26 protein-coding genes are annotated in these 24,507 nt (G+C 70.0%); 16 read left to right on the plus strand and 10 right to left on the minus strand.

The annotated features are described in order from the left end of the window. Positions 1-149 precede the first annotated feature (149 nt). Positions 150-1,232 carry a 3-deoxy-7-phosphoheptulonate synthase gene (locus CPCC7001_RS09630; protein WP_006911569.1) on the minus strand — a complete coding sequence of 361 codons (1,083 nt, stop codon included), beginning with the start codon at positions 1,230-1,232 and terminating at the stop codon, positions 150-152. A 137-nt stretch (positions 1,233-1,369) separates the two neighbouring features. Here CPCC7001_RS09630 and acnB point away from each other — a divergent pair, with 137 nt between their 5' ends. The 4 genes from acnB to CPCC7001_RS09650 all read left to right on the plus strand — a co-directional run bounded on the left by acnB (position 1,370) and on the right by CPCC7001_RS09650 (position 7,630). After that, positions 1,370-3,985, plus strand: coding sequence for a bifunctional aconitate hydratase 2/2-methylisocitrate dehydratase (gene acnB / locus CPCC7001_RS09635; protein ID WP_043368902.1), 2,616 nt, complete (start codon positions 1,370-1,372; stop codon positions 3,983-3,985). Positions 3,986-4,070: 85 nt separating this feature from the next. Beyond that, positions 4,071-5,513 carry a chloride channel protein gene (locus CPCC7001_RS09640; RefSeq protein WP_225867222.1) on the plus strand — a complete coding sequence of 481 codons (1,443 nt, stop codon included), beginning with the start codon at positions 4,071-4,073 and terminating at the stop codon, positions 5,511-5,513. Between the two features lie 60 nt (positions 5,514-5,573). After that, positions 5,574-5,933, plus strand: coding sequence for a hypothetical protein (locus CPCC7001_RS09645; RefSeq protein WP_006910883.1), 360 nt, complete (start codon positions 5,574-5,576; stop codon positions 5,931-5,933). A 131-nt stretch (positions 5,934-6,064) separates the two neighbouring features. Next, positions 6,065-7,630 carry a radical SAM protein gene (locus CPCC7001_RS09650; RefSeq protein WP_006909271.1) on the plus strand — a complete coding sequence of 522 codons (1,566 nt, stop codon included), beginning with the start codon at positions 6,065-6,067 and terminating at the stop codon, positions 7,628-7,630. A 47-nt stretch (positions 7,631-7,677) separates the two neighbouring features. Here the strand turns inward: CPCC7001_RS09650 and purU are convergent, their stop codons facing one another. Continuing rightward, complete coding sequence (gene purU, locus CPCC7001_RS09655) at positions 7,678-8,574, minus strand: formyltetrahydrofolate deformylase (RefSeq protein ID WP_043369887.1); 897 nt, start codon at positions 8,572-8,574, stop codon at positions 7,678-7,680. 20 nt (positions 8,575-8,594) lie between these two features. Further along, the gene (locus CPCC7001_RS09660) at positions 8,595-8,855 is read right to left on the minus strand and encodes a sulfiredoxin (protein WP_043368905.1); all 261 of its coding nucleotides are present in this window, start codon (positions 8,853-8,855) and stop codon (positions 8,595-8,597) included. Between the two features lie 112 nt (positions 8,856-8,967). Here CPCC7001_RS09660 and psbQ point away from each other — a divergent pair, with 112 nt between their 5' ends. The 3 genes from psbQ (at position 8,968) to pstS (ending at position 11,732) form a co-directional block, all read left to right on the plus strand. Further along, positions 8,968-9,489, plus strand: coding sequence for a photosystem II protein PsbQ (gene psbQ / locus CPCC7001_RS09665; protein ID WP_006910760.1), 522 nt, complete (start codon positions 8,968-8,970; stop codon positions 9,487-9,489). A gap of 24 nt (positions 9,490-9,513) precedes the next feature. Further along, a complete protein-coding gene (locus tag CPCC7001_RS09670; RefSeq protein ID WP_006910905.1) occupies positions 9,514-10,641 on the plus strand; it encodes an FAD-binding oxidoreductase in 1,128 nt (375 codons plus the stop codon). Positions 10,642-10,724: 83 nt separating this feature from the next. Then, complete coding sequence (gene pstS, locus CPCC7001_RS09675; RefSeq protein ID WP_006909187.1) at positions 10,725-11,732, plus strand: phosphate ABC transporter substrate-binding protein PstS; 1,008 nt, start codon at positions 10,725-10,727, stop codon at positions 11,730-11,732. A gap of 207 nt (positions 11,733-11,939) precedes the next feature. On the opposite strand, the gene dnaK is transcribed toward pstS, so the two are convergent. Further along, on the minus strand, positions 11,940-13,853 hold the full coding sequence (dnaK, locus tag CPCC7001_RS09680) for a molecular chaperone DnaK (RefSeq protein ID WP_006909232.1): 1,914 nt from the start codon (positions 13,851-13,853) through the stop codon (positions 11,940-11,942). Positions 13,854-13,980: 127 nt separating this feature from the next. Between dnaK and CPCC7001_RS09685 the strand changes: the two genes are divergently transcribed. The 4 genes from CPCC7001_RS09685 (at position 13,981) to CPCC7001_RS09700 (ending at position 16,332) form a co-directional block, all read left to right on the plus strand. Further along, entirely contained in the window at positions 13,981-14,868 is an 888-nt protein-coding gene (locus CPCC7001_RS09685; protein WP_006911099.1) for a shikimate dehydrogenase, read from the plus strand. Positions 14,869-14,896: 28 nt separating this feature from the next. Continuing rightward, on the plus strand, positions 14,897-15,364 hold the full coding sequence (locus CPCC7001_RS09690) for a Tic20 family protein (protein ID WP_006909962.1): 468 nt from the start codon (positions 14,897-14,899) through the stop codon (positions 15,362-15,364). A gap of 116 nt (positions 15,365-15,480) precedes the next feature. After that, positions 15,481-15,840: a 30S ribosomal protein S6 gene (gene rpsF / locus CPCC7001_RS09695; protein WP_006909366.1), complete on the plus strand. Its 360-nt coding sequence runs from the start codon at positions 15,481-15,483 to the stop codon at positions 15,838-15,840. A gap of 90 nt (positions 15,841-15,930) precedes the next feature. Next, the gene (locus CPCC7001_RS09700) at positions 15,931-16,332 is read left to right on the plus strand and encodes a hypothetical protein (RefSeq protein WP_006911304.1); all 402 of its coding nucleotides are present in this window, start codon (positions 15,931-15,933) and stop codon (positions 16,330-16,332) included. Positions 16,333-16,370: 38 nt separating this feature from the next. Here the strand turns inward: CPCC7001_RS09700 and CPCC7001_RS09705 are convergent, their stop codons facing one another. Then, positions 16,371-17,579 carry an argininosuccinate synthase gene (locus CPCC7001_RS09705; RefSeq protein WP_043368908.1) on the minus strand — a complete coding sequence of 403 codons (1,209 nt, stop codon included), beginning with the start codon at positions 17,577-17,579 and terminating at the stop codon, positions 16,371-16,373. An 18-nt stretch (positions 17,580-17,597) separates the two neighbouring features. Further along, positions 17,598-17,852: a hypothetical protein gene (locus tag CPCC7001_RS09710; RefSeq protein WP_006910960.1), complete on the minus strand. Its 255-nt coding sequence runs from the start codon at positions 17,850-17,852 to the stop codon at positions 17,598-17,600. Positions 17,853-17,985: 133 nt separating this feature from the next. On the opposite strand from CPCC7001_RS09710, the gene CPCC7001_RS09715 reads away from it, so the two are divergent. The 3 genes from CPCC7001_RS09715 to CPCC7001_RS09725 all read left to right on the plus strand — a co-directional run bounded on the left by CPCC7001_RS09715 (position 17,986) and on the right by CPCC7001_RS09725 (position 19,758). Beyond that, positions 17,986-18,261: a DUF3134 family protein gene (locus CPCC7001_RS09715; protein ID WP_006911657.1), complete on the plus strand. Its 276-nt coding sequence runs from the start codon at positions 17,986-17,988 to the stop codon at positions 18,259-18,261. Positions 18,262-18,310: 49 nt separating this feature from the next. Next, positions 18,311-19,414: a phospho-N-acetylmuramoyl-pentapeptide-transferase gene (mraY, locus tag CPCC7001_RS09720; RefSeq protein WP_006910843.1), complete on the plus strand. Its 1,104-nt coding sequence runs from the start codon at positions 18,311-18,313 to the stop codon at positions 19,412-19,414. Positions 19,415-19,482: 68 nt separating this feature from the next. Beyond that, the gene (locus tag CPCC7001_RS09725) at positions 19,483-19,758 is read left to right on the plus strand and encodes a hypothetical protein (protein WP_006909999.1); all 276 of its coding nucleotides are present in this window, start codon (positions 19,483-19,485) and stop codon (positions 19,756-19,758) included. Between the two features lie 19 nt (positions 19,759-19,777). Here the strand turns inward: CPCC7001_RS09725 and CPCC7001_RS09730 are convergent, their stop codons facing one another. Next, positions 19,778-19,939: a hypothetical protein gene (locus CPCC7001_RS09730; protein ID WP_006910360.1), complete on the minus strand. Its 162-nt coding sequence runs from the start codon at positions 19,937-19,939 to the stop codon at positions 19,778-19,780. 121 nt (positions 19,940-20,060) lie between these two features. Between CPCC7001_RS09730 and purT the strand changes: the two genes are divergently transcribed. After that, positions 20,061-21,275 (plus strand): formate-dependent phosphoribosylglycinamide formyltransferase, encoded by a 1,215-nt coding sequence (gene purT, locus CPCC7001_RS09735; protein ID WP_156796902.1) that lies wholly within the window; start codon positions 20,061-20,063, stop codon positions 21,273-21,275. Positions 21,276-21,355: 80 nt separating this feature from the next. On the opposite strand, the gene CPCC7001_RS15915 is transcribed toward purT, so the two are convergent. Continuing rightward, positions 21,356-21,481: a hypothetical protein gene (locus tag CPCC7001_RS15915; RefSeq protein ID WP_255347432.1), complete on the minus strand. Its 126-nt coding sequence runs from the start codon at positions 21,479-21,481 to the stop codon at positions 21,356-21,358. 100 nt (positions 21,482-21,581) lie between these two features. On the opposite strand from CPCC7001_RS15915, the gene CPCC7001_RS09740 reads away from it, so the two are divergent. Further along, positions 21,582-22,454 carry an LCP family protein gene (locus CPCC7001_RS09740; protein WP_225867223.1) on the plus strand — a complete coding sequence of 291 codons (873 nt, stop codon included), beginning with the start codon at positions 21,582-21,584 and terminating at the stop codon, positions 22,452-22,454. Between the two features lie 42 nt (positions 22,455-22,496). On the opposite strand, the gene CPCC7001_RS09745 is transcribed toward CPCC7001_RS09740, so the two are convergent. Together CPCC7001_RS09745 and CPCC7001_RS09750 are read right to left on the minus strand one after the other, a co-directional pair. Next, a complete protein-coding gene (locus tag CPCC7001_RS09745; protein WP_006909314.1) occupies positions 22,497-23,981 on the minus strand; it encodes an alpha/beta fold hydrolase in 1,485 nt (494 codons plus the stop codon). Between the two features lie 115 nt (positions 23,982-24,096). Further along, positions 24,097-24,456, minus strand: coding sequence for a hypothetical protein (locus CPCC7001_RS09750; protein WP_006911091.1), 360 nt, complete (start codon positions 24,454-24,456; stop codon positions 24,097-24,099). Between the last annotated feature and the right edge of the window lie 51 nt (positions 24,457-24,507).

A 24,507-nucleotide genomic window follows, 5' to 3' on the forward strand; every position in this document is an offset into this window, starting at 1 on the left:
TCAGCAGGAACAGTTCGTTGCACGTGCAACACTTGGCACTCGAAGATTGCGAGTGCCAGTTATCTCCGAAGCTGGCAAGTCCCACGCGCTGAGTCGCACCGAACGATCGTTCAGCGGCGCCCAGTGCTGCTGTTGTTCCGGCCCAGGCCTCAGGCCAGCACCATGGGGACATCACCCGCCACCGTGGCCCGCACGGCCTCCGCCAGCTGCGCCAGCACCCGCTCGGTGGTGTCCAGATCGATGCAGGCATCGGTGATGCTCTGGCCATAGGTGAGCTGGGCCAGATCCGAGGGGATCTTCTGCTGACCAGCCACCAGATGGCTTTCCAGCATCACTCCCATCACGTGTCGGCTGCCGCCCGCCACCTGATCGGCCACCTGGGCCGCCACCTCGGTCTGGCGGCGGTAGTCCTTGTTGGAGTTGCCGTGGCTGCAGTCCACCATCAGCCGGCTGGGCAGACCGGCGGCCTCCAGCGCCACAGCAGCCGTTTCGATCGCCTCAGGGTGGTAGTTCGTGCCGCCCTTGCCACCGCGCAGCACCAGGTGGCCATCGGGGTTGCCCGTGGTCGTGATGATGGAGGCATATCCGTCCCGGTTGATGCCGAGGAAATGGTGGGAGCGGGCCGCCGCCTCCACCGCATTCACGGCGGTGGCGATCGTGCCATCGGTGCCGTTCTTGAAGCCGATCGGCATCGACAGCCCCGAGGCCATCTCCCGATGGGTCTGGCTTTCGGTGGTGCGGGCACCGATGGCCGTCCAGCTGATCAGATCGGCGATGTACTGGGGCACGATCGGGTCGAGCAGCTCGGTGGCCGCCGGCAGCCCCAGCTCCGACACATGCAGCAGCAGCTCCCGGGCCAGCCGCAGTCCCGTGTTGATGTCGTAGCTGCCGTCGAGATGGGGGTCGTTGATCAGGCCCTTCCAGCCCACGGTGGTGCGAGGCTTCTCGAAATACACCCGCATCACCACCTCCAGCTCGGAGCGGTGGCGCTGCTGCAGGGCGGCGATCCGGTCGGCGTACTCCTTCGCCGCCGTCACGTCGTGCACCGAACAGGGGCCCACGATCACCAGCAGCCGGCTGTCGCGGCCATGGAGAATCGCCTTGATCCGCTCCCGGGCCTGCTGCACGGTGGTGGCGGAACGCTCACCGATCGGCAGCTCCCGGTGCAGCAGGGCGGGCGCCACCAGGGGGCGCGTTTCCACCACATGAAGATCGCTGGTGGTGGCAGGCATGGGACGGCGCAGCGCTGGGTACAGCGCTGGGTGGACGGCAGGATCACCCACCCTAGTCAGGGGCCATTTGCAGCAGCGCACACCAACAACCGGCAGCGCTGACCAGAACAATGGATGTAGGAACGACTTTGTTGGGCATGGCCGCAGACACCTTTCTCGCCAGCTACCGCGCCGCCGCCGCGGAGCGTGAAGCCCTGGGGATCCCGGCCCTTCCCCTCACCGCCGAGCAGACCCAGGCTCTCACCGAGCTGCTGGAGGCCCCGCCGGCCGGGGAGGAACGCTTCCTGCTGCATCTGCTCAGCGAGCGCATCCCCCCCGGGGTGGATGAGGCGGCCTACGTGAAGGCCGGCTGGCTGAGCGGCGTGGCCAAGGGCACCGCCACCAGCCCGCTGGTGAGCCCGGTGGAAGCCGTGCGGCTGCTGGCCACCATGATCGGCGGGTACAACGTGGGTGCCCTGATCGAGCTGCTCTCCAGCAGCGATGCCGCCATCGCCGCCGCCGCCGCCGAGGGCCTCAGCCGCACGCTGCTGGTGTACGACGCCTTCCACGACGTGCTGGAGCTGGCCGAGACCAACCCCTGGGCCCGGAAGGTGGTGGACAGCTGGGCCGCCGCCGAGTGGTTCACCGCCAAACCCGCGTTGCCGGCCGAAATCACGGTGACGGTGTTCAAGGTGGAGGGCGAGACCAACACCGACGACCTGTCACCGGCCACCCACGCCACCACCCGGCCCGACATTCCTCTGCACGCCACGGCGATGCTGGAGACCCGCATGCCCGGCGGCCTCGAGCTGATCGGCGAGCTCAAGCAGAAGGGCCATCCGGTGGCCTACGTGGGCGACGTGGTGGGCACCGGCAGTTCCCGCAAGTCCGCCATCAACTCGGTGCTGTGGCACACCGGCACCGACATCCCCCACGTGCCGAACAAGCGCAGCGGTGGTGTGGTGCTGGGCGGCAAGATCGCGCCGATCTTCTTCAACACCGCCGAGGATTCCGGCGCCCTGCCGATCGAGTGCGACGTGACGGCGCTGAGCTCCGGCGACGTGATCACGATCCGCCCCTACGCCGGCACGATCGAGCGGGCCGCCGGCGAGCCGAACGCGGGCGAGGTGGTGGCCCGTTTCGAGCTCAAGCCCAGCACCATCACCGACGAGGTGCGGGCCGGCGGGCGCATCCCGCTGATGATCGGCCGCGCACTCACCGACAAGGTGCGCGCCCAGCTGGGTCTGCCCCCGTCCGAGCTGTTCATCCGCCCCAGCGCCCCGGCCGACACCGGCAAGGGCTTCACCCTGGCCCAGAAGATGGTGGGCAAGGCCTGCGGCCTGCCGGGCGTGCGCCCCGGCACCAGCTGCGAGCCCCTGATGACCACGGTGGGCTCCCAGGACACCACCGGGCCCATGACCCGCGACGAGATGAAGGAGCTGGCCTGCCTCGGGTTCAGCGCCGACCTGGTGATGCAGAGCTTCTGCCACACCGCCGCCTATCCCAAGCCGGTGGACCTCAAGACCCACGCCGAACTGCCCGACTTCATCAGCTCCCGCGGCGGCGTGGCCCTGCGGCCCGGCGACGGCATCATCCACAGCTGGCTCAACCGCATGCTGCTGCCCGACACGGTGGGCACCGGCGGCGACAGCCACACCCGCTTCCCCCTGGGCATCTCCTTCCCGGCCGGCTCGGGCCTGGTGGCCTTCGCCGCCGCCATCGGTGCCATGCCGCTCGACATGCCCGAATCGGTGCTGGTGAAGTTCACCGGCTCGCTGCAGCCCGGCGTGACCCTGCGCGATGTGGTGAACGCCATTCCCTACGTGGCCATCCAGCAGGGCCTGCTCACGGTGGCCAAGGAGGGCAAGAAGAACGTGTTCAACGGCCGCATCATGGAGATCGAGGGGCTCCCAGACCTCAAGCTGGAGCAGGGATTCGAGCTCACCGACGCCACCGCCGAGCGCTCCTGTGCCGGCAGCACGATCAAGCTGAGCGTGGACACGGTGAGCGAATACCTGCGCAGCAACGTGGCGCTACTGAAGAACATGATCGCCCGCGGTTACGGCGACGCCCGCACGCTGGCGCGCCGCATCAAGGCGATGGAGGCCTGGCTGGCGGATCCCCAGCTGATGGAGGCCGATGCCGACGCGGAGTACGCCGCCGTGATCGAGATCGACCTCGATGCGATCACCGAGCCGATCCTGGCCTGCCCCAACGACCCCGACAACGTGAAGACGCTCTCGGACGTGGCGGGCGATCGGATCGATGAGGTGTTCATCGGCTCCTGCATGACCAACATCGGCCACTACCGCGCCGCCGCCAACGTGCTCAAGGACCAGGGCGAGAACGCCGCGCGCCTCTGGGTCTGCCCCCCCACCCGCATGGACGAGGAGAAGCTGAAAGAGGAGGGCTACTACGCCATCTTCGAGGCGGCCGGCTCCCGCATGGAGATGCCCGGCTGCTCCCTCTGCATGGGCAACCAGGCCCGCGTCGAGGACAACACCACGGTGTTCTCCACCAGCACCCGCAACTTCAACAACCGTCTCGGCAACGGCGCCCAGGTGTACCTGGGCAGCGCCGAGCTGGCGGCGGTGTGTGCCCAGCTCGGCCGGATCCCCAGCAAGGAGGAATACCTGGCGATCGCCGCCGAGAAGATCGATCCCTTCGGCGATGAGCTCTACCGCTATCTCAACTTCGATCAGATCGAGGGGTTCGAGGATTCCGGCCGGGTGGTGAGCGCCGAAGCGGAGGCGAAGGTGCTGGCCGAGGTCTGAAGGAGGCGGCCCGATGCTGGGTCCGCTGAGGCTGAAACCACGTCCAACCGGTTCCTCCGCGCTGCGCCTGCCGCGGCCGGAGCCGGTGCACAGCACCTCCATCCGCCAGCTGCTGGAACATCGCTGGCTGGTGGTGGTGCTCGCCCTGATCGTCACGGGGCTGGGGGCCACCACCGCCGCCCTGCTGTTCCGCAGCGGCCTCGATGGGCTCGGACGCTGGCGCATTCACATGCTGGAGCTGGGCCCCCGCTGGCTGGTGCTGCCGGCCATCGGAGGAGGCGGCGGGTTGCTGGCGGGATCCCTGGTGCAGCTGCTCTCCCCCACGGCCCAGGGCTCCGGCATTCCCCAGGTGATGCAGTTCCTGCGCCGACAGCCGATTCCGATGGGATTCCAGGTGGGTGCCGTGAAGCTGGTGGCCGGCATCGTGGCGATCGGCAGCGGATTCCCGCTGGGTCCCTCCGGCCCTTCGGTGCAGATGGGCAGCTCGGTGGGCTGGGAGATGGCGCGGCTGCTGCGGGCCCCCAACGCCTTCCGCCGGCTGATCGTGGCCGCAGGAGGCGGTGCCGGCATCGCGGCGGTGTTCCGGGCACCGATCGGCGGCTTCCTCTACACCCTGGAGGAACTGCTGCAGGGCGCCAGACCGGTGGTGATGCTGCTGGTGCTGGTGACCACCTTCTGGGCCGACACCTGGGCTGATCTGCTCGGGCTGGCCCGGCTGGTGAATCTCGAACCGGAGTCGAACCTGGGGGGCTCCCCCAGCACCTTCCAGCTGCAGCGGCAGGTTCTCACCTTCGTGGTGGTGCGTCCGATCGACCTGCTGTGGCTGTTGCTGCTGGGCATCCTCGTGGCCATCGCCGCCGAGCTCTACTGCCGCTACGTGGTGGAGCTGCAGCGCCTGCGCCTGCGCTGGCGGATTCCCCTGGCGGGAGCGATGACGGCCACCGGTGGCCTGCTGGGGCTGGTGGATGCCTGGCTCCCGCCCGACTTCATCAACCGTGCCGGCATCCGCCAGGCCGTTGCCGAGGGCAATGTGGACCTCGCCAAGGCGCTGGCGATCTTTCTGGTGGTGTTCCTCACCACCGGCATGGCAGCGGCGGCAGGCACCCCCGGCGGCCTGTTCGCGCCCATGCTCACCCTGGGCGGAGCGCTGGGCCTGGCCGCGGCCGCCGGGGTGGAGCAGCTGGGACCCTCCGCCCCCACCACCGCCGTGTTCGCCGGCATGGGGGCCTTCATGGCGGCCAGTGCCCGGGCGCCGATCAGCGCCACCTTCCTCACCTTCACCGTCACCAAGGATCTGCTGATCCTCCGGCCCGTGCTGGTGGCCTGCCTGGGCAGCTTGGTGATGGCCCGGGTGCTGCACCGGCAGTCGCTGTTCAAGCGGCTGATGCTTCCCGTTCCTGCCGGCCCCGGCGATGGGGCCTCCAGCCCGGCCCCGATCCGGCTCAGCTCCATGCCGCTGCGCCCCCGCCCCGAGGAGAAACCGGGCAGCGAGACCGGGCACGGAACCAGCCGTGCCACAGACCCCTGAGCGGGGTGGACACAGCGTTCCGGGCTGCATAGGTTCGCAGGAAACACTGGAGAAGCCCCCATGCGCACGGCAGATCCCGGGTCCAGCGACAGCCGGCGGGCACCGCGGCGGCGGCCGAGCTGGCCGGTGCTGACCACGGCCCCGGCGGTGAACCCGGTGCTGGATCTGCTGAAGCAGGGCGAATCCCAGATCAACGGCGGCAACCTCCAGGCCGCGCTCAACACCCTGGGAGGCTTCCCGGCGCTGTGGCAGAAGGCGTCACCGGTCATCCAGCCCCTGGCAGGGGACAAGTGGCCAGCCATCGACAACGCCGCCCAGAGGCTGATCAAGATGGTGGACGGCAGCGATCCCACCAAGGCGGAGGCGTCCTCGGCGGTCTCGGGGCTGATGGGCCCGCTCTCGGCTCTGGTCGGTCAGTGAGACCGGGGCCCGCCGGGAGCAGGCGCCCCACCGGGTGAGACGCTGGAGGCAGCCGACCGCACCTTGCAGCCCTGCACCAGGAAACCCTGCTGTTCGACCCCGCCCAGCCCGAGGCCGGGGCCCTGCGGGCGGTGCTGGCCTTTCCCAGCACGTACAGCGTGGGCATCACCAGCCTGGGGTACCAGGTGGTGTGGGCCACCCTGGCTCGACGCGCGGATGTGGATGTGCGGCGCCTGTTCACCGACCAGGGGGACCCACCCCATCGCCGCTGCGACCTGTTCGGCCTCTCCCTGAGCTGGGAGCTGGATGGCCCGGTGCTGCTGGATCTGCTTGAGCGCAACAGGATTCCGCTCTGGGCGAGCGAACGGGGCGACGACGATCCGATCGTGTTCGGCGGCGGGCCGGTGCTCACCGCCAACCCGGAACCGTTGGCCCCCTTCCTCGATGCGGTGCTGCTCGGGGATGGGGAGCTGCTGCTGCCCTCCTTCATCGACGCGCTGCAGGCCTGCCGCCAGGCACCGCGGGGCGAGCGTCTGGCCCATCTGGCCACGGTGCCGGGGATCTACGTGCCCGCGCTCTACCGTCCCGACTACGCCGCTGACGGCAGCCTGCTGGCGGTGAGCCCGGTGCACCCTGATCTGCCCGCCAGCGTGGCCAAGCAGACCTGGCAGGGCAACACCCTCAGCCACTCCACAGTGGTCACCCCGGAGGCCGCCTGGCCCTCGATCCACATGGTGGAGGTGGTGCGGAGCTGCCCGGAGCTCTGCCGCTTCTGCCTGGCCAGCTACCTCACCCTGCCCTTCCGCACGCCCTCCCTCGACGACGGCCTGATTCCCGCCGTGGAGAAGGGGCTCACCGTGACCCGGCGGCTGGGACTGCTGGGGGCCTCGGTGACCCAGCACCCCCAGTTCGCCGACCTGCTCCAGTGGCTCGACCAGGACCGCTTCGCGGACACCCGGGTGAGCGTGAGCTCGGTGCGGGCGGCCACGGTGACGCCGGAGCTGGGCCGGATCCTGGCCAGGCGGGGCAGCAAATCGCTCACGATCGCGATCGAGAGCGGCAGTGAGCGGATGCGGCAGCTGGTGAACAAGAAGCTCGCCACCGAGGAGATCTTTGCCGCCGCCCGCTATGCAAAGGAGGGTGGACTCACCGGCCTCAAGCTCTACGGCATGGCCGGCCTGCCCACCGAGGAGGAGGCCGACATCGAGGCCACCGCCTCCCTGCTGCTGGAGCTCAAGAAGGCCACACCAGGGCTGCGGCTCAGCCTGGGGGTGAGCACCTTCGTGCCCAAGGCCCACACGCCGTTCCAGTGGCAGGGGGTGCGGCCGGAGGCCGAGAAACGCCTGAAGCTGCTGGCCAAGCGGCTCCGGCCCAAGGGGGTGGAGCTGCGCCCCGAGAGCTACGGCTGGAGCGTGATCCAGGCCCTGCTCTCCCGCAGCGACCGGCGCCTGGCGCCGGTGATCGCCGCCGCCCGGGGGCAGCACGAGAGCCTGGGTGGATGGAAACGGGCCTACCGCGCCGTGCTGGCCGGCGAGGTGGAACGGCCGGCGGGAATGCCGCCGCCGCCCCCGTGGGAGGACGTGATCCACGCCACCTGGAGCGTGGAGCGGGTGCTGCCCTGGGACCACCTGCGCGGCCCGCTGAGCAAGGCGGTGCTGGGCGACCACGCCAGGCGAAGTCTGCTGGGGGCGGCCTGATCCACCCCGCGGGCGGATCAGGATCGGGCGCTGGGAGGACTGGGCGCTCAGTCGAACACCGCCGTGCGTCCGCGGTAGACCATCACCTGGCGGCGCAGATGCAGGCGCACGGCCCTGGCGAGCGCCAGCCGTTCGGTGTCGCGGCCCTTGCGGATCAGATCCTCCACCTCGTCGCGGTGACTCACATGCACGGTGGCCTGCTCGATGATTGGTCCGGCATCCAGGTCCTCGGTCACGTAGTGGGCTGTGGCGCCGATCAACTTCACGCCCCGCTCCCAGGCCCGGTGGTAGGGCTGGGCCCCCTGGAACGCCGGCAGGAAGGAGTGGTGAATGTTGATCACCCGGGGGCTGCCGCCCACCCCGCCGCCGGCCTGGGAGGGCTGCCGCTGGAAGGCCTCGAGAAACCCGGCGCTCAGCACCTGCATGTACTTGGCCAGCACCACCAGCTCGATGCCGTGCTGCCGCAGCAGCTCCAGCTGGGTCCGTTCCGCCTCCGCCTTGCTGGCCGCTGACACGGGCACATGGACAAAGCAGGCCCCGAAGCCCTCCGCCACGGGCTGGAGGTCCGGATGGTTTGACACCACCAGCGGCACCTGCATCGGCAGCTCCCCGGCGCGCACGCGCCAGAGCAGATCCACCAGGGCATGGTCCTGGCGGCTCACGAAGATGGCCGCCCGGGGGATGGCGTCGGAGAAGTGCAGCTCCCCCTCCCCGCCCAGGCGGCGGGCCAGGGCCGAGACGGCCGGCGGGATCGCCTCGCGCGGCAGCCCGAATCCCTCCAGAGCCCACTCGATGCGGCTCAGAAACAGGCCGGCTCCCAGGTCGGTGTGGTGATCGGCATGGCGGATGTTGCCGCCGTTGGCGGCCACCCAGCCGGAGAGTTCACTGACCAGTGCCGGACGGTCCGTACAGATCAGCTGCAGGATGGCCGTCGGTGCTGACATCGGCGCGGGCTGCAGGGCCATCAGAGCAGATGCATCCGTAGCACCTGCGGGGTGGCGCGCCGGATCCGGGCCCGGATCGTCCTGAGACCCAGACGTTCATGGGCGGCCACCCGATGGCAGCCGTTGAAGCCCCAGAATCGGCCCTCCACCTCCAGCACCTCGATCGGCTCGCGCAGGCCCTCGGCTTCGATCGAGGCCATGAGGCTGCGCACCTTCTGCTCATCCAGGCTCCGCTGCAGGGGGCGGCGGATGGCCGCCAGCGGCAGGATGTCCACACGCATGGATCAGGTCGCGCTCCCGGGGCCACCGTTCTAGGCAAGAACCGCAACGGGCTCCGGGTCAGGGCCCCGCGTGGTGGATACAGTCAGGTCCCGCCTCGACATGCTTTCCGCGATGGCCACCGGTTCGCCAGTCCGATTTCGTTTCGCCGCTCTGCTGAGGGCCTGCGGCGGAACCGTGCGCCGGCTCGCCTCGTTCGCTCTGGCGGCCCTGCTCTGCGTGGGGCTCACGGCCTGCAGCGGCGGCCAGGCCAAGCCCCCCAGCCTCAGTGCCGACGACATCGCGGCCATCGAGCGCCAGGCGGAAGGCTTCCTGGCCGCCCGCGACCGTCTGCCCGAACTGGCCACCCTGGTGAAGGAGCGCGACTGGACCTTCACCCGCAACCTGCTGCATGGCCCCATGCAGGAAGTGGGCCGCCAGATGCTCTACATCAACCAGCGGCTGCTGCCGGCCGACCGCCCCGAAGCCGACAAGCTGGCCAGCCAGCTGAAGACCGCCATGGCCCAGCTCGATGAGGCCGCCCGCCTCCAGGACGGCGAGAAGCTGCGGAAGGCCTACATCCAGGTGGCCAGCGGCTTCGGGCGCTACGCCCAGATCCTGCCGGAGCAGGTCCAGGCCGATCTCAAGCAGGTCTGAAGCCCCCCACCCCACCCGCAGCCCATGAAGGTGGTGGTGGTGGGGGCAGGCATCGTGGGCCTGTCCTGCGCCTGGCTGCTGCAGCGGCGGGGCCACTCGGTGCTGCTGGTGGATCCGGCCCTTGAGCCCTCCGCAGGGGACGACGCCACCGGTGCGGAGACAGGAGCCACGCCGCCCGAGCCGCGCAGCGGCAGCCGGGCGGCGCTCGGGGTGCTCATGGCCCAGATGTTCCACCGCAGCCGGGGCCGTGCCTGGCGGCTGCGGCAGCGCAGCCTGGCGCTGTGGCAACGCTGGATTCTGCAGCTCGAAGGGCAAGGGCACCGGCTGCCCCGGCGCGAGGGCCTGCTCTGGCTGGCGGCGGATGACGACGAACGGCTGAGGCAGCAGCACCTGGTGCAGGAGCGGCAGGCCATGGGACTGCCGCTGGAGTGGTGGGGCCCGGAACGCCTTGCCGCGCTGACGCCATCGGTGCCCGCCGACGCCATCGGCGGCCTCGTCTCCCCCAGGGATGGGCAGCTGGACCCGGAGGCCGCCGTGGCAGCCCTGCTGGCCGACGCCCGCGCCGCTGGCCTGGAAGGCCTGCCGCAGCGGGTGGTGGCGATCCGCCGCCAGGGAAGCGGCCGCTGGCGCCTGGTGGGAGAGGACGGCGAGCCGCTGGCGGACACGCCCTGGCTGGTGCTCACGGCGGGACTGGCCAGCACGGACCTGCTGCAGGACCTGGGTCATCCGATGCCGATGAGTCCCGTGCTGGGCCAGGCCGTGCAGCTCCGTCTGACAGCCCCCCCCAGCTGGACCTGGCCAGGGGTGGTGGTGTGGCGTGGACGCAATCTGGTGCCCAGGCCCGATCGACCGGGCGGCCGCGACCTCTGGCTGGGCGCCACCCTGGAACCCGGCGCGGCGGCGGATCCCGGCGCGCTGGCCGAGCTGCTGGGCTGGGGCACCGCCGGGCTCGACTGGCTGGCGACGGCCCGGGTGGAGCGGCACTGGCAGGGGCTTCGCGCCAGGCCCGAGGGCCGGCCGGCCCCGGTGCTGGAGCAGCTGGAGCCCGGGCTGCTGGTGGCCGGCGGGCACTACCGCAACGGGGTGCTGCTGGCCCCGGCCAGCGCCGAATGGGTGGTCGACCAGGTGGAGGCCAGCGGCGAGCCTCGTTAAGACGCCGTTATGGCGGAAGGGCACCCCTGCTGCGTACGGTCGAGGCGGTGACGTCGTTACCTCCCATCACCGCCACCACAGACATGACGCTGCTTTCCGGCCTGCCCCGCCGCACCGCCGCCGCCCTGGCCCTCTCGGGTCTCTCCCTGTCCCTGGCCGCCTGCGGCGGCGGGGAGACCGGCACAGGGCTCACCGGCACCCTGAACGGTGCCGGCGCCTCCTTCCCAGCCGCCATCTACCAGCGCTGGTTCAAGGACATGAGCGGGGAGGGCATCAACGTGAACTACCAGTCGGTGGGCTCGGGTGCCGGGGTGCGCCAGTTCCAGGCCGGCACGGTGGATTTCGCCGCCTCCGACGCGCCGATGAAGGCCGAGGACATCGCCAAGGTGCCCCGGGGTGTGCTGCAGATCCCGATGACGGCCGGCGCCATTGCCGTGGCCTACAACAACCCCGGCTGCGAGCTCAAGCTCACCCAGAAGCAACTGGCTGACATCTTCCTGGGCAAGATCACCAACTACAGCGAGCTGGGCTGCGACGACCGGAAGATCACCATCGTGCACCGCTCCGACGGTTCCGGCACCACCTACAACTTCACCAAGCACCTCGCCGCCATCAGCCCGGAGTGGAAGGCTGGCCCGGGGGCCGATAAATCCGTGAACTGGCCCACCGGCGTCGGTGCCAAGGGCAACGAGGGCGTGGCGGCCCAGCTGGGTCAGGTGGAGGGAGGTCTGGGCTACGTGGAAGTGGCCTACGTGAAGGACCCGCTCCAGGCGGCGGCGCTGGAGAACGCCTCCGGCGACATCGTGAAGCCCACCAACGAAACGGAAAGCGAGGCGCTCGGCGCCATCGATCTCGGCCCCGATCTGATCGGTGGCGATCCCAACCCCGCCAAGGGCTATCCGATCGTCACCTTCACCTGGATCCTGGCCTACGAGACCGGCAACGGCGACAAGACCGAACTGCTCAAGAAGGTCTTCAACACGATGCTCTCCGAGCCCAACCAGGCCCTGGCCCCGGAACTGGGCTACGTGACCATGCCCTCCGGCGTGGTGGAGAAATCCATGGCCGCCGTCGCCCGGATCAGCCCCTGAACCTGGTTTGCCCGGTAGGCCTCTGCCCGTTGCGGCAGGGCCTCAGCCAGCCCCCTGCCGGGGGCTTTTTTCATGGCTGATCCTGCTGTCGCTTCGTCTGAGCATGCCGAGGACAAGCAACAAAAAAGCCCCCCGAAGGGGGCCAGGGCTCACAAGGCGCGCCTGAGCGTCAGAGCGCCGGAAGTGGGGCCACTCAGGGCTGGGCGGTCACTTGCTCTCGGTGAATTCAGCGTCGATCACATCGTCGCTGGCGGAACCGCTGCCGGCCTCGGCACTGGCGCCGTTGCCTCCTGCCGCGGCCGCGGCGGCATCCGCACCGGCCGCCTGCTGGTACACGGCGGCACCGGCGGCGTAAAGGGCCTTCTGCAGCGCTTCGAGCTCGGTCTTCACCGTGGCGAAGTCCTCCTTCTCGACAGCCTCCTTGAGGGCCTTGCTGGAGCTCTCCACCTTCTCCCTGTCCTCGGCGCTCACCTTGTCGCCCAGTTCGCCGAGCTGCTTCTCGGCCTGGTAGATGGCGGTTTCGGCCTGGTTCTTCAGGTCGATGCGCTCGCGCTTCTCCTTGTCGGCCGTGGCGTTGGCCTCGGCGTCCTTGACCATCTTCTCCACCTCGTTGTCGCTGAGGGTGGACGCCCCGGTGATCGAGATGCTCTGCTCCTTGCCGCTGCCCTTGTCCTTGGCGGTCACGCTGAGGATGCCGTTGGCGTCGATGTCGAAGGTCACTTCGATCTGGGGCACGCCGCGGGGAGCGGGGGGGATGCCGTCGAGACGGAAGGTGCCCAGCGACTTGTTGTCGCTGGCCATTTCGCGCTCGCCCTGCAGCACGTGGATCTCCACGTTGGTCTGGCCATCCACCGCAGTGGAGTACACCTCCGACTTCTTGGTGGGAATGGTGGTGTTGCGAGGAATCATCTTGGTCATCACGCCGCCCAGGGTCTCCACGCCCAGGGACAGCGGGGTGACATCCAGCAGCAGGATGTCCTTCACCTCACCGGCGAGCACACCGCCCTGAATGGCGGCACCCACGGCCACCACCTCGTCGGGGTTCACGGTCTGGTTGGGGTCCTTGCCGGTGATGCGCTTCACCAGCTCCAGCACTGCGGGGATGCGGGTGGAGCCACCCACCATCACCACCTCATCGAGTTCGGAGGAGGAGAGCTTGGCGTCCTTGAGGGCCTGCTCCACCGGCACGCGGCAGCGATCGATCAGCTTGCTGGCCAGCTCCTCGAACTTGGCCCGGGTGAGGGTGAGGTCGAGGTGCTTCGGACCCTCCGGGGTGGCTGTGATGAAGGGCAGGTTGATCTCGCTCTGGGTGGCGCTCGAGAGCTCGATCTTGGCCTTCTCGGCAGCCTCGGTGAGGCGCTGCAGGGCCTGCTTGTCCTGGCGGAGGTCGATGCCTTCGTTGGCTTTGAACGTGTCGGCCAGGTGATCCACGATCACCTTGTCGAAGTCGTCACCGCCCAGATGGGTGTCGCCGGAGGTGGAGAGCACCTCGAACACGCCGTCGCCCACCTCCAGCACCGACACGTCGAAGGTGCCGCCACCCAGGTCGAACACCAGGATGCGTTCGTTGCTCTTCTTGTCGAGGCCATAGGCCAGCGCCGCCGCCGTGGGCTCGTTGATGATCCGCAGCACCTCGAGACCGGCGATCTTGCCGGCATCCTTGGTGGCCTGGCGCTGGGAGTCGTTGAAGTAGGCGGGCACGGTGATCACCGCCTGGGTCACCGTTTCACCCAGGTACTTGCCGGCGTCCTCGGCCAGCTTGCGCAGCACCTGGGCACTCACCTCCTCCGGAGCGAACTGCTTGTTCAGCACCGGACACTTCACCTTCACGTTGGAGCCGGCCTTCTCCACGCCGTAGCTCACTTCCTTCGATTCCTCGTTCACCTCATCGACGCGGCGGCCGATGAAACGCTTCACCGAGTAGAAGGTGTTCTCGGGATTCATCACCGCCTGGCGCTTGGCGATCTGGCCCACCAGCTGGTCCTGGTTCTTGGTGTAGGCCACCACCGAGGGGGTGGTGCGGAACCCTTCCGCGTTGGCGATCACCGTGGGCTTGCCGCCCTCCATCACGGCGACACAGCTGTTCGTGGTGCCGAGGTCAATACCGACGACCTTTCCCATGGGTTCCCACCTCCTCAGTGGTTCGAGTTGCGTCTCTGCATCTTCATCAGCGGGGACGGAGCCAGGCGAGGGGTGGTTCCCGAACAGACGGTTACGGTTCCGGGGCTGTCCCGCCGCCCTGCCCGCGATGGCCCTGCCGATCTCCGCGTCCACGGCCCTGGTGGGAGTGCTGGGCGATCCGGTGCGGCACTCGCTCTCGCCGGCCATGCACAACGCCGCCCTGGCCGCGCTCGGACTCGACTGGATCTACCTGGCCCTGCCCACCCCCGCCGGGGAGCTGGCCGCGGTGGTGCATGCCCTGGAGGCCCTCGACTGCCGCGGCCTCAACGTGACCCTGCCGCACAAGGAAGCGGTGGCGGCCTGCTGCGCCGAACTCAGCCCCCTGGCCGCCCGGGTGGGCGCGGTGAACACCCTGGTGCGCCGACAGGCCGGGGGGTGGCTGGGCACCAACACCGACGTGGAGGGCTTCCTGGCGCCGCTGCGGCGGGAGGGCCACGCCTGGCAGGGCAGCCGGGCCGTGGTGCTGGGTTGCGGGGGCAGCGCCAGGGCCGTGGTGGCCGGCCTGGTGGAGCTGGGCTGTGGGGCGATCGCGGTGGCAGGACGGCAGGCCGCCAACCTGGAGCGCTTCGCCGCCGGCTGCCGGGCCTGGGCGCCCCAGCTGAGCCTTCATGCCTGGCACCGGCTGGGCGAGCTGCTGCCGGGCTGCCAGCTGCTGGTGAACACCACCCCCGTGGGCATGGCCTCGCCCACCGACCCGGCCGCCGCCCGGGCCTGTCCGCTCGATGAGGCCGGCCTCGCCGCTCTGACACCGCAGGCCTGGGTGTACGACCTGATCTACACCCCGCGGCCCAGCCAGCTGCTGCGGAGGGCCGCGGGGCGGGGCTGCCGCACGCTCGATGGGCTCGAGATGCTGGTGCAGCAGGGGGCCGCCTCCCTGCGGCTCTGGAGCGGAACCGCCGCCGTGCCGGTGGAGGCCATGCGGGAAGCCGCCGAGCGGCACCTGGCGGCTGCCTAGCCTGCACCGCAACCACACCCTCCCCGCCATGCAAGGCGCCCCGCTCTGGCATCGACTGCTGGCAGCCCTGGCCTATCTCCTGCCCTGGGCCGATGCGGTGGGCTTCGGCAGGGGCTTGTTCAGCCTCTTCCCGGTGCTGCAGTGGCTCACCCTGCCGGCCCTGCCGGTGGCCCTGCTGCAGCAGGCCGTGCCGTTCGGCGGGTTCCTGCTGTTCCTGGTGCTGTTCCTCGCGGTGGTGCGCAACCCGCGGGTGCCTTACCTGATCCGCTTCAGCGTGCTGCAGGCGATCCTGATCGACATCCTGTTGGTGCTGGTGGGACTGGTGTTCAGCATTCTCCTGGCCCCGATGGGCGTCGGCTTCGCCCTGCGCACCCTGAGCAACACCGTGTTCCTGGGGGCGATGGTGCTGGTGCTGTTCGGCGTGGTGCAGAGCCTGCGGGGCGAGGAGGCCGACCTGCCGGCCGTCTCCGCCGCCGTGCGGATGCAGCTCTACTGAGGAGCCACGCCGCTGCGATAGGTTGGGCGATCCGTCGCTGGTGGACCAGGCACAGGCCCTGTCCACCGGCCACCGCCCTTCCCATGCCCGTACGGGCTTCTCCGACAGGCGACTCCATGACGCAGCCCTACTACGAAACGATGTACATCCTTCGTCCGGACATTCCGGAGGAGGAGGTCGAGAGCCACATCACCAAGTACCGCGATCTGGTGATCGAAGCCGGTGGCGAGGTGCTCGACTGCCAGATGCGCGGCAAGCGCCGGCTGGCCTACTCGATCGACAAGCATCGCGAAGGCATCTACGTGCAGCTGAACCACAACGGCGACGGCCAGCAGGTGGCTCCGCTGGAGCGGGCCATGCGCCTCTCCGAGGACGTGATCCGCTATCTCACGGTGAAGCAGGACGGCCCGATGCCCGCTCCCCGCGCCGTGGGTGGTGGCGCCGGTGACGCCGCGCCCCAGCCCGCCACGGTCTGAACGGCGGTCCGCATGCGGGCAGACCAGCGGACAGCCTTCACCGCCATCCTGCGGCTTGTCATTCAGGGCCGGGCGGCGTAGGTTCTCGCGATGTTCCAGAAACCCGGCACCAACGGTCCTGGCACCGGCCCGCTCACCGGCCACCTGCCCGTGGACATCCTGCCTGGGGATCGCGATCCCCAGGCCTCGCGGCGTCTGGCCGTGCACCAGGAGCTCAGTGCCACCCGCCGGGAGCTCGATGAGCTGCGCTCGCTGGTGGACACCCTGCCCGAGATCTTCGAGCGCAAGTTCGAGGAGCGCCTCGCCCCCATGCTCACCCAGCGGCAGCGGCTGCTGGAGCAGACCGGGGCGCTGCGCCAGCAGATGCACCAGCTTCAGGGCACTGCCACCGACGGACAAATCCGTCCCCGTCTGGCCGGCAGTGGCGGCGGAGCGTCCCTGGCTCAGACCCTGCGGCACGCCTTCGGCTTGGAGGCCCGCCGCTCGGCCTGAACGGGGCTGGAAGCCCCAGGCGGGACACCGGCGAAGGATCAGCCCTGCCGGCGGCTCGCGGCCCAGAGCCTGGTGGGAAGCCCCCACACGTAGATGAAGCCTTCGGCCGCCCGGTGATCGAAGCGGTCGTCGGCGCCGTAGGTGGCCATGTCCGGCACGTAGAGACTGTTGGCGGCACTCTGGCGGCCCACCACCGTGGCGTTGCCCTTGTGCAGCCGCAGCCGCACCGAGCCGTTCACCGTGCGCTGGGTGCGGTCGAAGAAGCCGTCGAGGGCATCCTTGAGCGGGCCGAACCACAGCCCCTGGTACACCAGATCGGCCCACTGCTGCTCGAGCTGGCGCTTGGTGCGCACCACGTCGGCCGCCAGGGTGAGACTCTCCAGTTCCTGGTGGGCGCGGATCAGCAGCAGCAGCCCGGGGGTTTCATAGATCTCCCGGCTCTTGATCCCCACCACGCGGTTCTCGATCATGTCCAGCCGGCCGAAGCCATGCAGCCCCGCCAGGGCGTTGGCCCGGCGGATCAGGCTCACCGGATCCAGCGGTTCACCGTCGATGGCCACGGGGTTGCCGTGCCGGAAGTCGATCGTGATGCTCTGGGACTCCTCCGGGGCGTCCTGCACCGAGCGGGTCATGGCATAGACCTCCTCCGGAGGCTCCACCGCCGGATCCTCCAGGGGTCCGGCTTCGATCGAGCGGCCCAGCAGGTTGAGGTCGATCGAATAGGGCGAACCCTTGCTCACCGGGGAAGGAATGCCGCAGCGCTCCCCGTAGGCGATCGTCTCCTCGCGGCTCATGCCCCACTCCCTGGCGGGGGTGAGCACCTTGAGGTCCGGGGCGAGGGCGCCGATGGCCACATCGAAGCGCACCTGGTCGTTGCCCTTGCCCGTGCAGCCATGGGCCACGGCATCGGCGCCCACCTCGCGGGCGATCTCCACCAGCCGCCGGGCGATCAGCGGACGGGCCAGGGCCGTGGAGAGGGGGTAGCGGCCCTCGTAGAGGGCGTTGGCGCGGATGGCGGGGAAGGCGAACTCGGTGATGAAGGGCTCGATCAGATCACCCACCAGCGACTGGGACGCGCCCGCATCGAGGGCCTTGCGCCGGATCGGTTCGAGCTCGTCGCCCTGGCCGAGGTCGGCGGCGAAGGTGATCACCTCCTCCACGCCCCATTCGTTCTTCAGGTACGGAATGCAGACGCTCGTGTCCACCCCACCGGAGTACGCCAGTACAGCCTTCTTGGCCCGGCCCATCACCTGGTCTCCATGCGCTCAATCGCTCGATTCTCCCCTGTGGCCCGCCGGCCCTCCCGCTGGCGGCGGCGGCAGGCGCCAGCGCAGCAGCACCAGCAGGGCCACCCCCAGCGGCAGGCCCAGCACCAGGGCCGCCACCGTGACCGGGTCGGGCCTCAGGGGCTGGGGCCAGCGCTCACCGGCGGCCACCAGGGCGGCGCTGAGGGCCAGGGCCAGGGACCAGAGCCTCAGCAGGGCGCGGACTTTGGAGGGGCTGGCCGCTGGAGCGGTCATGGCTGAGGAGCAGGCGACAGGACGCTAGGGTGTTCGATCGGCCCGTCGCTTGATCAAGGCCTCCGCGCCAGCAGGCGGACCCAAGACAGCAGACCTGCCTCCATCGCCAGCCAGCCCCCGGACGTCGGATCGCATGAGCACGCTTCCCTCCACCGGCATCAGCCGACTCGACAGCATCAATCCCTCCCTCACCCGCTACGGGCGCCAGGAGCCGGCTCCGGTGCTGCCGCTGCGGGATGAACCCGACCTGCTCACCTGGCTCGAGTCCAGCGGACGCCTGGTGGCCGATGAGGAAACCGCCTCCACCGAGGTGAGCACGGTGGAAGAGGAGGAGCTCTCCGCACTGATGGGCGAGAAGGAGGACTACAACCAGGCCGATGAGCAGCAGGAGGAGGCCTGGGAGGACTGAGCCCGGCTGAGGCGTCAGGGAAACTGGGGCGCCGGCCCGCCCTGCCCCGTTGACCTCCACCGCTTCCTCCCGACGCCTCTGGCCCGGCAACAGCCGCCGGGCGGCGGTGCTGCTGGGCCTGCTCCTGCTCGCGGCCTGCGCAGCCAGCGACCGCTACGTGGCCAATTCGATGCTCACGCTGCCCCTGGTGGCCGCGGCTTTGATCGCGGCCCTGGTCACGGCCTGGGGGGTGCCCCGGCTGCGGCGGCTCAAGCTGGGCCAGGTGATCCGGGAGGACGGGCCCCAGGCCCACCTCAGCAAGGCCGGCACCCCCACCATGGGCGGCCTGCTGGTGGTGCCCGTGGGCGTGATTCTCGGCGGCCTGCTCAGCCCCTCCGATCCGCGGCTGCCGGCGGTGGCGGCGATCACCCTGGCCTACATGGCCATCGGTGCCATCGATGACTGGCGCAGCCTCACCCGCAGCACCAACACAGGCCTCACGCCCCGGGGCAAGCTGCTGCTGCAGGGGCTCGCGGCGGTGCTGTTCCTGGTGTGGGCCTACCAGGGCCAGTGGCTGGGCGGCGGCGAGGCCGGCAACGTGGCCCTGCCGTTCGGCTGGATGGTGCCGCTGGGCCTGGCGATCTGGCCTCTGGGGCTGTTCGTGTTCCTGGCGGAGAGCAATGCCACCAACCTCACCGATGGCCTCGATGGCCTGGCCGCCGGCTGTGGGGCAGTGGTGTTCACGGGCCTGGGGCTGCAGCTGATGCTGCGCGGCCACGAGGGGGATCCGGCCCTGGCGGGGTTCTGCGTGGCGATGGCCGGCTGCTGGCTGGGCTTTCTGGCCCACAACCGCCATCCGGCCCGGCTGTTCATGGGCGACACCGGCTCCCTGGCCATGGGAGCGGCCCTGAGCGCCGTGGCCCTGCTCTCGAACAGCCTCTGGCCCCTGCTGGTGATGGGTGGTGTGTTCCTGGCGGAATCGGTCTCGGTGATCCTGCAGGTGTGGGTGTTCAAGGCCACCAAGGGCCCGGACGGCCAGGGCCGCCGCCTGTTCCGGATGGCCCCGCTCCACCATCACTTCGAGCTGGGCGGCCTCGGCGAGGAACAGGTGGTGATCCGTTTCTGGGGCGCAAGCCTGCTACTGGTGGTGGCGGGGCTGGTGCTGTTGCCCTGAACGCCACAGCGACCCCACACCGACACCGGCATCCGTTCCCGCAGTTCCCGCCTCGGTTCTCTCTCCCCATGGCCTACTTCACCTGGAAGGAAACCGGTCTCACCGCCGACTGCCCGAGCCTGGCGGCGATGGCGGCACGGTTCGAGGAAGCGGCGGCCCTGATGCGCCAGATGGATGCGGAGGGATTCCGGCTCGAACTCCAGGCCGAGGGTCAGCGGATCACCCACCCCGATCCCGGCGTGTTCGAGGCCTACGGCTTCGTCAGCGAGGAATCGCCGGTGCGCCAGCTCACCCTCTGGAGTGGGGAGGCCCCCCCTGCGGCCACGGGACCGGCAGGCCCGTGAGCCTGGGGTGGGCAGGCGTTCAGCGGCTGCGCAGATAGCCCACCACCCACACCAGCACGAAGGCCAGGGAAGAGACGCCCAGGTACACGAGCACGCCGTTCTGCAGGGTGTTGATGTCCCAGCCGAACAGCAGGCCATCGGCCGCATCGCCGGCGGTGCGGAATGCGATCAGCCTGCCCATGGCCCGTGCCCCTGCGAGCAGCTTCTCTAGCAGGCAGCGCCCTGGGTTGGGCCCCATCCCCGGACGCCGGGTGCGGGAGGATCGTGGCCCTCACCTTCCCGGCATGCCGATGGGCGGCTCGATGCAGCATTCCTTCCCCCGCACCCTGATGCTGCTGGGCAGCGGCGAGCTGGGCAAGGAGGTGGCGCTGGCCGCCCAGCGCCTCGGCTGCCGGGTGGTGGCCGTGGATCGCTACGCCGGCGCCCCGGCGATGCAGGTGGCCGACCACGCCGAGGTGGTGCCGATGACGGACGCGGAGGCGCTGAAGGCGGTGGTGCGCACCCACCGGCCCGATCTGGTGATCCCGGAGATCGAGGCCCTGGCGGTGGATGCCCTGGCGGAGCTGGAGCAGGAGGGGATCACCGTGATTCCCACGGCCCGCGCCACGGCCGTGACGATGAACCGGGACAGGATCCGCGACCTGGCCGCCAGCGATCTGGGGCTGCGCACGGCCCGCTTCGCCTATGCGGAGAGCGCCGAGGAGCTGGCCGCGGCGGCAGCGCCCCTCGGCTGGCCGGTGGTGGTGAAACCGGTGATGAGCTCGTCCGGCAAGGGGCAGAGCGTGGTGCGGGGCCCGGAACAGGTCGAGGCCGCCTGGAGCGCAGCCCAGGCCGGCGCCAGGGGCTCCGGCACCCGGGTGATCGTGGAGGAATTCCTCCACTTCGAGCTGGAGATCACCCTGCTCAGCGTGCGGCAGTGGAACGGACCCACCCTCTTCTGCCCGCCCATCGGCCACATCCAGGAGCGGGGCGACTACCAGTGCAGCTGGCAGCCTGCGGCCCTCGGAGCTGCCGAACTGGCCGAGGCCCAGGCCATGGCCCAGGCCGTCACCGACAACCTGGGGGGAGCCGGCCTGTTCGGGGTCGAGTTCTTCCTGTGCCGCCGGGGGGGCAACGGCAGCAGCAGCGGAACCGCCGACGGGTCCAGCCTGGAGGTGGTGTTCTCCGAGCTCTCCCCACGCCCCCACGACACCGGCCTGGTGACGCTGGCAGGCCAGAACCTCAGTGAATTCGAGCTGCATCTGCGCGCCGTGCTGGGTCTGCCGATCCCGGCGATCCACAGCCTCGGACCCGCCGCCAGCCGCGTCATCCTGGCCGACGCCGCCCTGGACGCGGTGCGCTTCGAGGGGGTGGCGGAGGCCCTGAGCGAGCCGGACACCCAGGTGCTGCTGTTCGGCAAGCCGGATGCCCGGCCCCATCGCCGCATGGGGGTGGCACTGGCCCGGGGCTTGGATCTGGACACCGCCCGGGGCCGGGCCGACCGGGCCGCCGCCCAGGTGCGGGTGGTGGCCGGCTGACCCTGGTGCGCAGGGGTTCTGGCCCTTATGGTGCGCCCGACAGGAGCCCCCATGACCCAGGCCCAACCGGTTCCGCCACGTCAGGACGCACGGGATTCGGGCGGCTGGTCACCCCTGCGGCGCTCGAAGGCGGGTTCCAGCCAGGTCCGCACCGGATCCAGGACCGTCACGGTGCTCGGCCAGGCCGCCGCCCACGCGGGCCGCATGGAGCCAGGGCCGCAAGCAGGGGGCCCAGCGACGAGCCCCACGAGCGCCCCCCAGAAGAAGCCGGGCCATCAGAGCCAGACCCGGGGGCTCCGGCTGCCCGTGCTCCCCTTCAGCCTGGGCATCGTCTGCGGCCTCGCCCTCGCCGGGCCGATCCCTCACCTGCTGGGCAGCAGCCTGGCTGGACTGGTGGAGGCACCCAAGGAGAAACTGGCCGCCATCGTGAACCCGTTCACCAACGGCCAGCGCCAGGTGCTGGTGCTCGGCACCGACCGGGTGGGCGACAACACCGACGTGATGTTCACGGTGCAGGTGAAGGACGGGGCCACCCAGCTCACCCAGGTGCCCCGCGACACCTTCGTGGAATCGGAGCGGCTGGGGGTGGTGAAGGCCAACGCCCTCTATGCCTTCGGCGGGATTGACGCCGTGAAGGAGGAGGTGGGTCGGCTGCTGGATGCCCCGGTGGAGCGCTACGTGCGCATCAACCTGCGGGCGGTGGAGCGGCTGGCCGATGCCCTGGGCGGCATCGAGGTGGATGTGCCCAAGCGGATGTACTACGTGGACAACGCCCAGGGGCTCTACATCGACCTCTACCCCGGTCCCCAGGTGCTGAAGGGTGAGTCCCTGGAGGGCTTCCTGCGCTTCCGTCACGACGAGATGGGCGATCTGGGCCGGATGGAGCGCCAGAAACTGGTGCTCTCCCAGGTGTTCCGCAAGCTGGTGAGCCCATCCATGCTCACCGAGCTGCCGGAGCTGCTCCGGATCGCCGGCGAGGACATTCAGACCGACCTCTCCCCCATCGAGATGGGGCAGCTGCTGTCGGCCATGACCAACACCCGGCTCAGCTCGGCCCAGGTGCCGGGCCGGCTGTTCTGGCACAACGACCTGAGCTACTGGATGCCGGACAGCAACATGCACTACCCCGCCCCCACCGCCGTGGAGGGCGACCTGGGCATGGCCGAAAGCCATCTCTGAGCCTGCCCTCGCTGGCAGAGCGGGCCTCAGACAGAACGGGCCTCAGGACGAAGGGGGCGAGGCTGGGGGCGGCACCAGCACCAGGGGAATCAGGCTGTCTCCCCAACCTTGCGGGGCCAGCAGGGGAGCGGCCTGGGGAGCGGGTCGGGCGTCGGGGCCGGCGGCGAAGGCAGCCTGGGTCCAGGCCAGCACCAGACCCCGCAGCGGGCCACCGTTGCCACCGGCGGCAGCCCTGAGGTTGAAGTGGTCGCCGCCGTTGGCGATCACGATCTGATGCCCGAAGCCCTGGGCCGCCGCTGCCGCCTGGAGGGCCTCCGGATCGGGCGGCACCACCCAGTCACGGCTGCCGGTGACCAGCAGCGCCCGGGCCTGCATGCTCTGGCCTGCCCCGTAGTCGAACAGCAGGCGCATGGGAGGACTCACGGCCAGCACGCCCACCACCCGGGAATCCGCCAAGCCGGCCCGGTCGGCGGAACCCAGAAAGCTGCACTGCAGCACCCAGCTGAGGTTGCGGTCCGGATCCTGGAGATCGGCGCAGCGCTCGAACAGGCGCCGCGATGTCGGCTGGGTGCCCGCCAGCTGCAGGGCGGTGGTGGCCCCCCAGGAGTGACCCACCACCACCACCCGGTCCGCCTTGAGGCCATCGATCACCGCCGACACATCCAGGGGCCGCAACCGCAGCTCATCCGGCCCCGGGGGAGGGGTCTGGCCCGACAGCATGGCCCGCTGCTGGTCGGCATCGCTGCCGGGGTGCACCGGCAGTGCCACCGTGTAGCCATGGCTGGCGAGGTGGTTGGCCCAGCCCTCGAAGCTGTCCGGGCTGTCCCAGAGGCCGTGGGAGATCACCACCACCTGGCCGTTGGGATTCAGGGCGGGCTCCACCAGCACCACATCCAGGGGCTGACTCCTGTGGGGAGCCGGCATGGACACCACCCGCCGTTGCGGAAGCCTGCCGCCGGGGCCACTCAACGCCGGGTCGATCGAGGCCGGGGTCTGGCTGGCCAGCACGGCTTTGGCCTGCTTCCGCTGCACGGCCATGCGCTGCAGGGCGGTGATGGCCTGGGGCAGATCCACGGTCACCGCTTCGCCGGGAATGGCCCGCAGGAACGTGTAGAGGGTGAGCTCACCGCTGCTGCTGGCGCGGTTGAGCACCTCGGTGAGCTCGTTGCCGCTGAGATCGGTCGGCAGTCCCTCCACCTGGCCCAGCGCCGACACCAGCAGCAGCACCTGCTGCAGCAATGGGGTGCCGGCGGCCTGGTTGATCACCAGGCGGGTCTCCACGGGCAGCGGTGTGTCGAAGATCTCCCGCATGTGACGCCCCACCGCTCCGTTGGTGGCACGGTTGAGTTCGGCCAGGTCGCTGGTGCCCCGCCAGAAGCGTTCAGGATTTTCCAGCTCGCTGAGCTTCACCGTGAAGCCGAAATCGAGCAGGGGCAGCTGCAGCACTACCGTGTCGATGGCGCGGGCCGGGCTGGCTCCCACCAGCAGCGCGAAGGAAGCCAGAGCAGAGAGAGAACGGCGCAACATCGGTTTGGAGAACGGCCCAGCCGATCACGGATACCGCTCAGGATGCTCCATCCCGGGCGCCTGGGGGATCAGCATCAGCGCAAATCCTCAACGGCCGACATGCCGGCCCCGGGGGTCAGCAGGTTCCGAACAGGGCGGCTTCGAGCCGTTCGAACCAGGTGTGGGTCTCGTCGCGGCCGGGTCCGCTGAGGGCGAGGGACACCGTTTCCCGCACCGGATCACAGTTCACCGTGAGGGCCAGGGGGAGCTGGCCGTGCTCGGCGTGGTAGCAGGCACTGCGGCCGTCCTTGGCATAGAGCGTTTCGGGATCCCGGGTGAAGCCCAGCTCCCGGGTGAGACAGGCGATGCCGGTGAGGGAGGCCACCAGATCGGCGGAGGAATGGATCGCGGCCGTGTAGACCCAGGGCGCCGGCTCGGGGTCGTGCAGGGGATCGAGAATCAGGCTGTTGGCCAGGGATGTCACCAGGGCACGCATGGGTGGACCGAGCAACAGGGCAGCCCCGTCAGCCTAGGGCCGGAACACTGT

This window comes from Cyanobium sp. PCC 7001 (assembly GCF_000155635.1).
Taxonomy (GTDB): Bacteria; Cyanobacteriota; Cyanobacteriia; order PCC-6307; family Cyanobiaceae; genus NIES-981.

Coding starts and splice junctions, on each gene's coding strand:
- CPCC7001_RS09690 (WP_006909962.1), top strand. CDS start 14,897: ATGCAAGGCGCCCCGCTCTGGCATCGACTGCTGGCAGCCCTGGCCTAT.
- CPCC7001_RS09670 (WP_006910905.1), top strand. CDS start 9,514: ATGAAGGTGGTGGTGGTGGGGGCAGGCATCGTGGGCCTGTCCTGCGCC.
- CPCC7001_RS15915 (WP_255347432.1), bottom strand. CDS start 21,481: ATGCGGCCCGCGTGGGCGGCGGCCTGGCCGAGCACCGTGACGGTCCTG.
- dnaK (WP_006909232.1), bottom strand. CDS start 13,853: ATGGGAAAGGTCGTCGGTATTGACCTCGGCACCACGAACAGCTGTGTC.
- CPCC7001_RS09715 (WP_006911657.1), top strand. CDS start 17,986: ATGAGCACGCTTCCCTCCACCGGCATCAGCCGACTCGACAGCATCAAT.
- purT (WP_156796902.1), top strand. CDS start 20,061: ATGCAGCATTCCTTCCCCCGCACCCTGATGCTGCTGGGCAGCGGCGAG.
- psbQ (WP_006910760.1), top strand. CDS start 8,968: ATGGCCACCGGTTCGCCAGTCCGATTTCGTTTCGCCGCTCTGCTGAGG.
- CPCC7001_RS09725 (WP_006909999.1), top strand. CDS start 19,483: ATGGCCTACTTCACCTGGAAGGAAACCGGTCTCACCGCCGACTGCCCG.
- CPCC7001_RS09710 (WP_006910960.1), bottom strand. CDS start 17,852: ATGACCGCTCCAGCGGCCAGCCCCTCCAAAGTCCGCGCCCTGCTGAGG.
- CPCC7001_RS09730 (WP_006910360.1), bottom strand. CDS start 19,939: ATGGGCAGGCTGATCGCATTCCGCACCGCCGGCGATGCGGCCGATGGC.
- CPCC7001_RS09750 (WP_006911091.1), bottom strand. CDS start 24,456: ATGCGTGCCCTGGTGACATCCCTGGCCAACAGCCTGATTCTCGATCCC.
- rpsF (WP_006909366.1), top strand. CDS start 15,481: ATGACGCAGCCCTACTACGAAACGATGTACATCCTTCGTCCGGACATT.
- acnB (WP_043368902.1), top strand. CDS start 1,370: ATGGCCGCAGACACCTTTCTCGCCAGCTACCGCGCCGCCGCCGCGGAG.
- CPCC7001_RS09660 (WP_043368905.1), bottom strand. CDS start 8,855: ATGCGTGTGGACATCCTGCCGCTGGCGGCCATCCGCCGCCCCCTGCAG.
- CPCC7001_RS09630 (WP_006911569.1), bottom strand. CDS start 1,232: ATGCCTGCCACCACCAGCGATCTTCATGTGGTGGAAACGCGCCCCCTG.
- purU (WP_043369887.1), bottom strand. CDS start 8,574: ATGTCAGCACCGACGGCCATCCTGCAGCTGATCTGTACGGACCGTCCG.
- CPCC7001_RS09705 (WP_043368908.1), bottom strand. CDS start 17,579: ATGGGCCGGGCCAAGAAGGCTGTACTGGCGTACTCCGGTGGGGTGGAC.
- CPCC7001_RS09745 (WP_006909314.1), bottom strand. CDS start 23,981: ATGTTGCGCCGTTCTCTCTCTGCTCTGGCTTCCTTCGCGCTGCTGGTG.
- CPCC7001_RS09685 (WP_006911099.1), top strand. CDS start 13,981: ATGGCCCTGCCGATCTCCGCGTCCACGGCCCTGGTGGGAGTGCTGGGC.
- pstS (WP_006909187.1), top strand. CDS start 10,725: ATGACGCTGCTTTCCGGCCTGCCCCGCCGCACCGCCGCCGCCCTGGCC.
- CPCC7001_RS09700 (WP_006911304.1), top strand. CDS start 15,931: ATGTTCCAGAAACCCGGCACCAACGGTCCTGGCACCGGCCCGCTCACC.
- CPCC7001_RS09645 (WP_006910883.1), top strand. CDS start 5,574: ATGCGCACGGCAGATCCCGGGTCCAGCGACAGCCGGCGGGCACCGCGG.